This window comes from Metamycoplasma alkalescens, from assembly GCF_900476125.1.
GTDB classification, from domain to species: domain Bacteria; phylum Bacillota_I; class Bacilli_A; order Mycoplasmatales; family Metamycoplasmataceae; genus Metamycoplasma; species Metamycoplasma alkalescens.
On sequence record NZ_LS991949.1, the window covers coordinates 676,932 to 689,665 of the forward strand.

The following is a 12,734-nucleotide window of genomic DNA, read 5'->3' on the forward strand; positions in this document are numbered from 1 at the left end:
TAGTGGGTACTTTTTTATGTTTTTATTTTAAGTTTCTTTGTAATAATATTAAGTAAAATTTTTATTTTTAGTATTTCAATTACTAATATAACTTAAATTAAATTTTTCTGCTCCCTTAAACATTGCAAATACAGCAACATCTTTCATTACTCTTCAATTACCAATATTTTTATTGAATGAAGTTGCATCGGTAAACATTTGTCCCATTCTTTTAACTTTTTCAACATTTCAATTGGCTATGTCACCATTAAATGCTTTAGCTTCTTGAAACATGGATTCCATATCTACAACATTATTTGTTTTTCAATTTGAAAGATCTTGATTAAATTTAGTAGCTCCCGAAAACATGTCAGACATTAGAGTTACATTTGAAACATCTCAAGAATTTAATGGTTGATTAAATGAAGTAGCTCCAAAAAATGCTCCAGACATATTTTTAATATTCTTTGTATCTCAATTAGATATATCTTGGTTAAAAAAAGGTGAATCAGAGAAAATATGATTAATATCTGTTATGTTTTTAGTATTTCAATGTTCAATATTTTTTACTTCTTTAACTTCTAATTTTGAAAAAGCATAAGTTAAAGATTCTATTTTTAAGGGTAAATGTTTTGGTACTAATGTAGTTTTTTTAGGGAATTTTGAAATTAAAATTTTATCTTTAGATTTCATATATCCTATTTGAGTAATAACAATATTTTCATTCGAGTTTTTTGGTTCTTCAAATTTTCCATCTTTACTAATTATTATTTTGTTTGGATTATTTTCTAAATAATATTTTGTAACAACTTTATCTTTAAAAACACTACCCAATTTAAGATTAAATTTATTTTCACCTATTTTAAATTCAATATTATTTTTTCCACCATTTTCATCTTCTTCTAAGAATGAGTTAATTTTTGCATCATTGGCAAGCTCTAGAGTTGATATTTTTTCTTCATTTGCATAAACATTAATTTGATCTAGTACATCTTTATGAGTATGAAATGTTCCAAATTCATCTTTATGCATTTCTCATAAAGATTGGATCTTTTTTATTTTTTCTAGATTTTCTTGTTTTTCTTTAGCTTGTAAATCTTCTTTATTTGTTTCTAAATTTGATTTATTTCCTATTTTGTTACTTTGATTGTCTTGTTGATTTTGATTTTTTTGTTCATCTTCTTTTTCTTTATTTTCTTGCTGATTATTTTCATCAAATTTTATTGTTTTTTGAATATTATTCTTTTTTTCACATGAAGCAGCAACTATAGGAAATGGAATTGATATTATTGATATAGCAGATAATATTCTTCAAGATTTTTTCATTTTTTTCTCCCAAATGATTTTTATTACTAATTTAAATAAAATAGTAGCATCTTTTTTTTTTTTTTTTAAAATATGCTTAAAATGTGAACAAAATTTAATTTTATTTGCTTTAAGAAGAATAAAATAAAAATAAAACTTAAGCATTTCCTTGATTAATATCAATACCTAAGTTTTTTGCTTTAATTATTTAATTTTGTAATTTAGACTTGAATCATCTCTTAATTTTTCTTCTAAGAAATTTTTTAATTCTTGGTCTTTAACTTCAAGTTCTACAGTTTGATATTTATTGTCCTTATTGTTACCACTAAAATAAAATAGTTTTTCTGAAACAAAATTCTTTTTTAAATTATTGTGTAATTCTAATTTTTCAAATTTATTCATTGCTAATGCAGATTCTTCAATTGTAACAATATTTGTAAGATCAATTGACTTTAATTCATTTTTTGCCAGCACACCGGCACTTAATTTTTTGATATTAGTTAAATCTTTTAAATTTATTTCTGATATTTGATTATTATAAAATGCATTCTTATCAATTTCTAAGATTGATTGTGGTAAATCAATTTTTGTTAGACGATTATTAGCAAAAGCATTCTTAAAAATTTTTGTTAATTTATTTGTGTGTTTGCTAAATTGAATTTCTTTTAAACCAAGGCCTTCAAATGCACCATTTTCAATCACTTCAAGATTCTCTGGCAAAACAATTTTTTCAATATTTATTGTTTTAGTAGTTAAATCAAAAATCCCATCCGGAGCTCGTCATTCAGGACTTGGATTAGCAGCGGCAACTGTTTTTTGGAATAAATTTAATAATGCTATCGCTGAAAATGATCCTTGCGGAATAATTTTTATATCTTTTTTACTTAAATCTAGGGTTTTGGTTTTCTTATTATAGTTTTCAGTTCCAGTATTTCCTAAAACAAAATTTTTTGCAAATTCATTTTGTTTTTCGCCCTTACCACAAGAAACAACAGCAACTGCGACTGCTGTTGGCATTATTGCACTTAATGTTAACAAGATTTTTTTTGTAGATTTCATAATTTGTTTATTTTAACATAATTTATCTTAGAAAATTAAGAATAGACTTAAGATGTAATTAAATTTGTAAAAACTTTATTAATTTTGATTTTATTTATTTAATAAAATGAAAGATTTTTTAACTAGTTTAAACATCAGTTTCATTTGTATGAGATAGCATAATTTCTTTAATGTTTATTTCTTGTGGCAATGAATAAACATAAAAAGCTGTTTCTGCAATTTGTTCAGGACTAAGTCCGCCATTGATTTCATCTCTTCATTTTTTATATTCATTATATATTTCTTTGTTTTTAGTATTTTCTAATAAATTGGTGTTTACAATTGCTGGTTCGATTAGACTGAATCTAATATTTGTATGAGCTAATTCTCTTCTTATTTGCTCGGTTGCAGCATTGACTGCAAACTTGGTGGAATTATAAACTGCATGATTTTTATAAGTGTATCTTCCAGCGACACTAGAAATATTAATTATTGTTCCATGATTTCTTTCTAACATGCTAGGTAAAATTGCATCCATTCCATTTAGGACACCTTTAATATTTGTATCTAGCATGTCATATTTTTCATCTTGATTTTGCTTGTGATATTTTTCTAAATACATCACTCCGGCGTTGTTAATCATTAAATCAATTTCACCGATTTTTTTATGTGCATTTTCAATTGCTTTTTTGATTGCATTGAAATCTTTTACATTCGTTTTTGATATTAAAAGATTTTTTGATTCAATCTTTTTAAGATTTTCAATTTCTTTATCAATTGCTAAAACTGAATAATTTTTTTCTAAAAAAAGTTTTGTGCATGCTAAACCAATTCCTGAATTAGCACCAGTAATTGCGACCGCAAATCTCATCATTTCATTTCTCCCAGTTATAATAAGTAATTAAATTATTTTTTATACAAATATTTATTTTTTTTAAAAACATAAATTTTTTCAACTTGAGTTGCTTTTCCTGCTTTAGAACCAAAAGAATTTGTTGCTTTTGAATTTTGATTAATTTCATCAATATATATTTCTTTTAAAATTAGATTAGTCTCTTTTTCAATTAAAGAAATATGGTCATATATTGAAAACACTTTATTATTACGATTAACATCACCAATTACCATAATTAATTTTGATTTATCATTCATAATTTGGTGACATTCTTTCATAAATTTGATTAGAAAATTATTTAAGTAGTTATTTATGTTATGAAAATCATCAAGACCAATTTTTTTATTATCTAATTCAGTTTCATAGCCAAGCATTCACATTTTGATCCAATTTTGTTTTGTATAATTGATGATATTTAAATAAGGAGGCGAAGTAAAAATTAACTTTGGTGTAATGTCATTTCATGTTTTAGAAATATTAAGCGCATTTGATATTTTAAAGTATCCATCAAATTTAGTATTATTTAATTCTTTTGTTCTTTTTTGATAAATTTTTTTTATTTTTGTTGAAATTAAATCAAAAATATCATTTTCAGGTTTAACTAAATTATTTTTTAATGCATATTTTTTGACATAATTTGGAGACATTGAAAGATTATTTGACATTGATAATGAAAAATATGACGAATCACCATTTTTTTTTGCCGGACCATGCATTAGACCTAGTGATATTGCTAATATAAAATTATCAATATCACTATTTTTTTTTCATTTTTTTCCTATTTTTTCTTTTAAAAAAGAGATTTGTTTCAAATTATAATCTGAATAATAAATTTGCATTGTTTCCAAATTATTTATTTTTTTTAGATATTTTTCTTTGTCGTTGACTAAGTAATATTTTTTTTTCAATTCATTTACTCGATTGATTATTTTTTCAAGATCAAGATTTTTTTCTTTTGATTTGCTTAAAACATATGATAACGGATTTAGATCGCTTGCATAGCTTATTCGATTTAGAATTCTAGCTTGTAGTAATGTTGTCCCTCTTCCTGAGAATGGATCTAATACAATATCTTTTTTATTTGTATATTTTTTAATAAAGAAATCAGCAACTCGAATTGGAAACATTGCGTTGTAAGCACATGTTTTATGCAATGGATCACCTCACATTATGCTTCTTTGTTTTCAACTATTTTCAATAAATTTATCATTTAAAAAAATAGAGTTTGTTTCATTATTAATCTTGAATTCTTTAATTAAAGCCATTATTTCTATGCCCCTTTACTTATTGGTTATATAAAAATTATAGCTTTTTAAAAAATATATTAAAAAATATCAAATTACTAACTATAAATTTATTTTCTATTTTTTTTAATTAAGAGTCAATTTTCCAATATTGAATTTAAAATTTCAAATTGCATATTTAGGGATTGAAAGGCACTATCAAAATTATCACTATCATTTAAATAATGATAAGTATGGATTATTTTGTTTGGAATTTTTAGGTTTTGACCTTTAATCATTCCCGAAATATATGAAGCATAAATTTCAATTTTTTCAGATTTTTGATCTTTTTTGCCTTTAGTTATAGATTCTAAAATGTCTTCAATATCGATGTAATTTTCTGACAATAATTTTTTTACAAATGCAAATACTCCATCTGTTTTTTGCTTATTATAAATAGATTCTTTTATAAATTCTTTTTTGTTAGATTTAAATAATTTTTCAAACAATCAGGATGTCTTTTTTCATTCTTCTTTCTTTTCTGGATCAAGATTATTCCATTTTTGAATAATTTTATCCAGTAATTTTTCTGATTGTGATACTGCAAAAAAGCAAAGCAGTTCAAGAGTGGATCTAATCAATATTGAAGAAATCAAAAAAGGATAATTTTAGGTGTTTTTTTATTTAAATTTATTAAAGGTCCAGAATTATTTTCTCACATTTTTTTAAGGCCAATTTTAATTGCATCATCTATTTCTTCATCTTTAATTTCATTTAATTCTTTTTGTATATTTTTTAGTTTAGAAATGTTATCACGATATTTTATGTATTCTTTTTGCATTTTAGTTAGTTTATTCTCATCGATTTCTTCGGCACGTTTTATTTCTCCCATAATTGTTGTTGAATTATTTTCATAATTATCATCTAAATATTTATTAAAAAATTCATACAAGAGATATTCAATTTCTTCATTTCAACCACGAGTAGTAAATTTTTTATTTTTTGCAGAAGATACTAAGAAATCATAAAGTTCTTGTTTTTCAATTCCTTTTATTTCAACTTTTCAATTATTGATATCAATTTCTATATCAAATAGATCATTTAAATTTTTTGTCTCATATTTATAATCAATTCTAATATTTGACCGAGATAATTCTAGTGCAGAAGTGTAATCGTTATTTTCTGTTTCAATTACTTTTTCATCATCATTCTTATTTTGATTGTAGGTATCAATTAAATCTGTTATTCATAAAGAAGATTTGACATCATTTTTTATTGATGAGATTGGTTTGTTAAATCTAGATGAAATATTTTCATATTTTTCATTTATTTCTTTTGTTTTCTTGTCATATAAAAATGCATCTCTTAAATCATAAAGATATTTTAATCTTGGTCAATTTCTTTTTCCCTTGTTTTCTCCCGCATGTCTTGCATAAATTATTTTTCATATTTCATTTTCATCATTATTTTCTAAAGTTTTTAATAAAACAACATCCAATTCATCAAATTTACCAGTTCCTTGATTTTTTTCTAGTTTTTCAAAAACCTTTTTAAAATTTTTAGTATTTTTGAATTTTGATAAAACGTCTTTATATTTTTCAAAGTCATTTATAAGGTTCATGACCATAATTCTTCGATTTCCCTCAATTACATAATAGAAATCATCTTTTCCAGTAATTAGAAAAATTTGATCTAGTGCGGAATTATATCCCAATTCTAATTGTTCAATCAATTCATAAAGATTTTCTCAATCTCCCTCATGTTTCAACAATGTTTCAATAATTTCACTTTTTTCATATTTTTCAAATTCAATGTTTAGTATGTCAATTTTTGAAGCTAATGTATATCTTGGATTATTAGGTAATAATCTTAATTTGTTGTCATTATATGATATTTTTATTTGCTCAGTCTGCATAAAATACTTCTCCTTTAGATTCAATCTTAATATCTTGTGAAAGTTAATATCTATATTTATTTTAATAAAAAATTACAATATTATTTATTTAGATTACTTATTTATTGGGATTTTGAAATTCAACTTTAAAATAATTTATTTTTTTATCATTAACAAATAATTGAAGAAATTATTTCTAGATCAATGGAATAATTTTTCAATTTAAATGTGTTTTCATATTCTATAATATTGATATGAATAAGTTTAAAATGGTAACTAATTTTGTTCCATCTGGAGATCAACCAAAAGCAATAAAGGAATTGGTTGATGGAATTAATAATAATAAAAAACATCAAGTACTTCTTGGGGTAACTGGTTCAGGGAAAACTTTTACCTTAGCTAATGTTATTAATGAAACAAATCGACCTGCTTTAGTAATTAGTCATAATAAAACTTTAGCTAGTCAAATATATCAAGAACTTAAAGAATTATTTCCACATAACAAGGTGGAATATTTCATTTCATACTTTGATTATTATCGTCCTGAAGCTTATAAACCAGCCGAAGATTTATACATTGAAAAATCTTCAATTACCAATAAAGAGATTGAAGCAATGCGTATCTCGACATTGAATTCATTGATTTCTAGACACGATACAATTGTTGTTGCTTCTGTTGCTTCAATCTATGGTGCATTCAATCCTGAAGAATATAAAAAGCATTTTTTAAAGATTGAGGTTGGAAAAAAAATAACAAAGAAAGAGATTCGAAGTTCTTTAACAAAAATGCATTATAACAATAAAGGATACTTTCCTGAAATTGAACAAGGTGAATTTAAAAGTGTTGGAGATACAATCACAATTTCACCTGGATATAAATTTGATTACTTAATTCGAATTGAGTTATTTGATGATGAAATAAGTGCAGTTAAATTTATTGATCCAATTACAAAGGAAGTCATTGAAAGCATTGATGAAATTGTAATTTATCCTTGTACAAGTTTTTTAATTAATCAAAATTATGTTGAACGTATTTGTGAGGATATTGAAGAAGAATTGAAAGAACGAATCGAGTTTTTCAAAAATAATAATAAATTAGTTGAAGCACAAAGAATTGAAAGCAGAGTTTTTGCTGATATAGATTCAATTAAAGAATTTGGATATACAAGTGGAATGGAAAATTATGCCCGATATATTGATGGAAGAGAAGTCGGGCAAAAACCATATACACTATTTGACTATTTACATAAAGATACAATTTTATATATTGATGAAAGTCACTTGATGCTTCCTCAAATCAAGGGAATGTATGAGGGAGATAGGTCAAGAAAAGAAAAATTAGTTGATTATGGTTGAAGATTACCCTCTGCATTAGATAATCGTCCTTTGAAATATGATGAATATAAAGCAATAAATCTTCCAAGAATTTATCTTTCAGCAACACCAGGAGACGAAGAAATTGCTTTGGCTGATGGTGAGGTCATCACACAATTTATTAGACCAACAGGATTGCTAGATCCAGTTATTAAAATTATGCCTAAACAAGGTCAAATCCAAAAGATTCATGACTTATTAAAAAATCAAATTGCCAATAATGAAAGATCATTAATTTTAACCCATACAAAACAAAATGCTGAAGAACTAACAAAATATTTAAAAGAACATAAAATTAAATCAGCATATATTCATGAGGAATTTGAAGTTTTTGAAAGAAATGCAATTCTAACTGGACTAAGAATGGGTAAGTATGATGTTGTTATCGGTATCAATTTGTTAAGGGAAGGGATTGATTTACCAGAAGTTAGCTTAATTTTAGTTTTGGATGCTGATGTAAGTGGATTAGGTAGAGATAAAAGATCATTAATTCAAATTGTTGGTCGTGCTGCAAGAAACGATCATGGACAAGTCATATTTTTTGCAGATAAGATCTCTAAATCAATGGAAGATGCAATAAATGATAATAAACTAAAAAGAGAAATTCAAATGAAATACAACAGGGACAATAATATTGTCCCGAAAACGATTATCAAACCAATTCCAACAAAAAACATTGATATGGCATTGAATGTCAAATTCAAAAAAGATTTAAAAACATCAATTAACAAAAGTTATATTAATGAATTAGTTAAGGAAATGAAAGAAGCTGCTAAAAGAATGGAATTTGATAAGGCTATTGAAATTCAAAATATATTGGCAGATTTAGGATATAACAAAGAAAAATAAAGAAATTAAAAGAAAAAAAACATTGAAATTTATTGAAAATATAAATTTTAAATGATTGAATAAATATTGAAAAAACATTGCTAAAAACCAAGGAGTATTACTTATTTATGATCAAGTTGACAAAAAAAATTTTTCTATCACTAACACCTATTTTATTTACACTACCAATAATGTCAGCTAGTTGCGTTGAATCTAGAAATGATAACAATGAACAACAATCTGGCTCAGAAGTTAAAAAACAAAAAAATAGAGAAAATATTGATCATTCCAATACATTTAAATGAGGGCATTGAAATATCACAAATTTTACTGGTAATAGAAATCAAAATGATAAAACTACAAGAATAGCATTACTTGCTAATGAAGCAAAATTTGATATATTAGGATTAACAGAAGTTTTAAATGCAAATGGCGTAGAAAAAATAGTTAATAAAATGAATGAATTATCTAATTCGAACATGTATTCATATATTGCTTCAAAAAAATTAAACGGTTCAATGTTTAAGAAAAAAAATGGAAATTCTAGAGATAACTCTGAGCATGTAGCAATTATTTATAATAAAAATAGATTTGACCTAGAAAAATTTAGTACAAATGAGGTTGGTTATAGTTATACTGATAAATTTAATGATTTTTTAGGAAATAATGCGGAATATGCTAGACCACCATATGGAGTTAAATTTAAATTTAAAGAAAAACCAGACAAAAAAATGACTGTTGTTTTTGCACATTTTGATTCTCCTGGAGTTTCTAGAACTAATAGAAAACTTGGAGAAAAAAAAATGAATGGTATTGGTATTTTTGAATATAGAGAAGCAAAGCAACTATTTAATGTATTAGAGCATTTTGACAAAATAGGAAATAAAGAAGGAAATATATTTTTTGGTGGAGATACTAATATAGGCTTAGGTAAGCAAAATATAGCTTTTGATTGACTGACAAATGGAAATGATAAAGATTACAAATCAGTATTTGAAGATAGTGAAAATAATAAAACCTCACTAGGCAAAAATGATACTTGATCTGAACCATATGACAAGATGTTTTATAAAACTAATTGAAAACTAGTTACAAAAGAGATATTTGATATATATAAAATTATTAATGACCAAAAAATAAAGACTTTATTTAAAAAACACAAAGTCGAAATAAAAAAAATATCTGATATTAGAAAAGGTACAGTTTTAAGTGATCATACATTCACATCTGCAACGTTTGAAATTCAATAAAATTAGGCTTTCTAATTGAATAAAATTGAACTTTGTGTTCATTTTATTTTTATTTTATTTTAAAGAAGTCAAAAAGTTGCTAAAATATACATATCTCAATGTTTTTTATTGATTAAATTCTTGAAATTTAACATAATGTTATTGAACAATAAAAAGGAGAAAAATGAACAAATTTAACTTTTTTGCTTTGGGTGGATTGGATGAGAATGGTAAGAACTCTTATGTTTTAGATATTCAAGGTAAATTATTCATTATTAATGCTGGTACAAAAATACCAATTAATTTACATAATGGTATTGACACATTAATTTGTAATTATGAATATTTAGAAAAAAGAGCAAAAGATATTGTTGGAGTTTTTATTACTGATGTTAAAAATGCGTCATTTTCAGCAATTCCATGGTTATTGATGAAAATCCCTGGGTTAAAAATTTTTACAAGTTCATTTAATCGAATTGTTTTGTTAGAAAGAATTACAAAATACAACATTGATCACACTAAGTTTGAAATTAAAAGTATAAATGATCCAATCAAGTTTAATGATGTAGTTGTTACTCCTTTTGATTTAGCAGGAGGGTTACCTGGTCAAATTGGTTTTAATTTTGAATATAGTGAAGGAAATATTCTTTTTATGTCAAACTTTGTTGATGGGAATTTAGGAACATACGGTAAAACTGACATGCTAGAAATTAAAAGAATTATCGATAATGGCAAGGATTTGCAATTATTGATAATGGATGCATCACACTCAAATTATCCTGGAAGAAGCATTGACCATCTTTGAATTTCTAAAAAAATTGAATATAAATTTAAAGAAACCTCAAATGATAAAAGAATTATTTTTGGTTTATATGATGAAGATATGATCACAGCACATGAAATTTTAATTCTTGCTTGCAAATATAAACGCCCTGTTGTTACATATGGAAGAAATTATTCACAATTAATTAATTTAGTTTCAAAAATTAATCCAAACCTTGAATTTCCTGAATTTATTGATTATCGTGTTGCAAATGAAGTTCCTAATGCTGTTATTTTAGTTACAGGAGCTGTTGAAAGACTTTATGCGCGTTTTATTCGCATCGTTTCCGATAATGATGTTTATTTGAAATTGAAATCAAATGATGCAGTAATCTTTGTTGCACCACCTGTCAATGGATTGGAAGTTAATTATGCTTTAACATTGGATGAAATATCGCGGAAAACACCAAATTTAATTGAACTAAATTCAGTTCAATTTTATCCATGTAGTCCAGCAAAGGAAGATATTTATAATGTAATTAAGTTTTTGAAACCAAAATATTTTATTCCGATTCAAGGATTATATCGTTATTTGGTTGTTGCAACACATTTAGCTAAGGTTGCGGGAATGAATTTAAGTAATTGCATTGTTTTACAAAATGGTAAAGTTGCTGAATTTGTGAACAATGAATTAGTTTCACAAAAACAAGGAATAAAAAGCATTGGTGATGTTATCATTGATGGGTTTGGTATTGGTGATGTTTCACAAGAAGTTTTCAATGAAAGAAAAAATTTAGCACGTGATGGAGTGATTGCTTTAAGTTGTTTAGTTGATTTCAAAACTAAACAACCAATTGGTCAACTTCAAATTACATCATACGGGATTATTTCCAAAGATAATAAAGAAATCGTGACAAATATCGTTAATACTTTATTTTCAAAAGAATTTGAAAATAAGAGTGTTGAAGAAACAGATTTAAAAGATATTCAAGAGCGATTAAGAAAAAGTGTTAAAAGAAAAATATTTAAAACATTGAATAAAGAACCAATTATTGTCATAACACTATATGAAATTTAAAAAAAGTAATAAAATTTAAAATATGACAAGCAATAATTTAAGCATACAATCAAATAAAGGAAAACAAAAAAAAATAAGACAAAAAAAGTCATACTTTTTTTTAAAGGACAAGATATTCATATGAACCATAATAAGTTTTATCATGGTATTTTTTATGATTATTTCTTTTTTAAATATTAAGGGTTTGACTTCAATTCATACTTATACATTTGGCTTATTTTTTGGCATGTTTTCAATTGCTATTTTTGTTTATGTAATATTGTTAGGCTTAAAAAATATTTTCAAAATGAAAAACACTTATTCAGCAGGTGTTTTTCATTTTAGTTTATGAAGATTTGGAATCTTATTAATTGCATTAATGATTCTTGGGACATCAATTTATTATGCTAAGTTTAAACCAGATAATTACACAGCAAAAAATGCATTTTCTTTAATTTTTGAAAAATGATATATTGATTTTAGTGATTATGGTTTAGATAATGCTTGATTACCAAATAAATGAACACCAGGAATAATTTTTACATTTATTTATGTCCTAATTTCATTTCCCGGAATAAAATTGGGAATGATTTTATCTTTTATTCTTTCAATCATTTTTTTCTTAATGTCAATTACTTTATTTTTTCTTAGTGATAATTTATTTAAAAAAATATTTATTAAGAGAAAAAAGAATTTAGACACTGAACCAAAAACAATGACTAATATTAATTTGAATCTTGAAAAACAAGATTTATTTGAGCAAGACAAAAAAAATATCATTATTAATGATAAAAAAAATGAATTGGAAGATGAAATATATTTATTAAATATCAATAAAAATATTGAAGAAAAGGATAAAATTTCAATTGAAGATATTCAAATAATTCCTGATGAACCAGATTTCAGAACACAAGAAATCGATTTATCAATTATTAATCAGCACAAACAAAACAATAATACTGAAAATATCAATAAAAATAATTCACAAAACATTGAAATTGAAACGAAAGAATTTGAAAAAGAAGACTTTTTTGATAATGAATATATTGATTCAGAAAGCAAAGAAAACAAAGAAAATAAAAAAGATAAAAGATATGCAATAATCCAAGATAAAGAAGACCTTTTTTAGCTATATATTTATCCCTTTAAAA

General features: G+C 24.5%; 10 protein-coding genes. 4 read left to right on the forward strand and 6 right to left on the reverse strand.

The window, feature by feature from the left end; all coding sequences use genetic code 4:
* Positions 1-48 precede the first annotated feature (48 nt).
* From D2845_RS06750 to D2845_RS06760, 6 genes are all read right to left on the reverse strand, one after another.
* Positions 49-1,305 carry a BspA family leucine-rich repeat surface protein gene (locus D2845_RS06750; RefSeq protein ID WP_231992764.1) on the reverse strand — a complete coding sequence of 419 codons (1,257 nt, stop codon included), beginning with the start codon at positions 1,303-1,305 and terminating at the stop codon, positions 49-51.
* 183 nt (positions 1,306-1,488) lie between these two features.
* A complete protein-coding gene (locus D2845_RS02900) occupies positions 1,489-2,343 on the reverse strand; it encodes a leucine-rich repeat domain-containing protein (protein ID WP_110858102.1) in 855 nt (284 codons plus the stop codon).
* Positions 2,344-2,470: 127 nt separating this feature from the next.
* Positions 2,471-3,196, reverse strand: coding sequence for an SDR family oxidoreductase (locus tag D2845_RS02905; RefSeq protein ID WP_245391258.1), 726 nt, complete (start codon positions 3,194-3,196; stop codon positions 2,471-2,473).
* Between the two features lie 32 nt (positions 3,197-3,228).
* Positions 3,229-4,482: a DNA methyltransferase gene (locus D2845_RS06755; RefSeq protein ID WP_110858100.1), complete on the reverse strand. Its 1,254-nt coding sequence runs from the start codon at positions 4,480-4,482 to the stop codon at positions 3,229-3,231.
* Between the two features lie 89 nt (positions 4,483-4,571).
* The gene (locus D2845_RS02915) at positions 4,572-4,949 is read right to left on the reverse strand and encodes a hypothetical protein (protein WP_110858099.1); all 378 of its coding nucleotides are present in this window, start codon (positions 4,947-4,949) and stop codon (positions 4,572-4,574) included.
* Positions 4,907-6,355, reverse strand: a complete 1,449-nt coding sequence (locus tag D2845_RS06760; RefSeq protein ID WP_110858098.1) for a hypothetical protein — start codon at positions 6,353-6,355, stop codon at positions 4,907-4,909. The genes D2845_RS02915 and D2845_RS06760 overlap by 43 nt, the downstream gene beginning before the upstream one ends.
* Before the next feature lie 233 nt (positions 6,356-6,588).
* Between D2845_RS06760 and uvrB the strand changes: the two genes are divergently transcribed.
* From uvrB to D2845_RS06780, 4 genes are all read left to right on the forward strand, one after another.
* Positions 6,589-8,556, forward strand: a complete 1,968-nt coding sequence (uvrB, locus tag D2845_RS06765) for an excinuclease ABC subunit UvrB (RefSeq protein ID WP_110858097.1) — start codon at positions 6,589-6,591, stop codon at positions 8,554-8,556.
* A gap of 107 nt (positions 8,557-8,663) precedes the next feature.
* Positions 8,664-9,785, forward strand: a complete 1,122-nt coding sequence (locus D2845_RS06770; protein ID WP_231992765.1) for an endonuclease/exonuclease/phosphatase family protein — start codon at positions 8,664-8,666, stop codon at positions 9,783-9,785.
* Between the two features lie 163 nt (positions 9,786-9,948).
* On the forward strand, positions 9,949-11,604 hold the full coding sequence (locus tag D2845_RS06775) for a ribonuclease J (protein ID WP_002881636.1): 1,656 nt from the start codon (positions 9,949-9,951) through the stop codon (positions 11,602-11,604).
* 142 nt (positions 11,605-11,746) lie between these two features.
* A complete protein-coding gene (locus D2845_RS06780) occupies positions 11,747-12,712 on the forward strand; it encodes a hypothetical protein (protein ID WP_231992766.1) in 966 nt (321 codons plus the stop codon).
* The last annotated feature ends 22 nt before the right edge of the window (positions 12,713-12,734 follow it).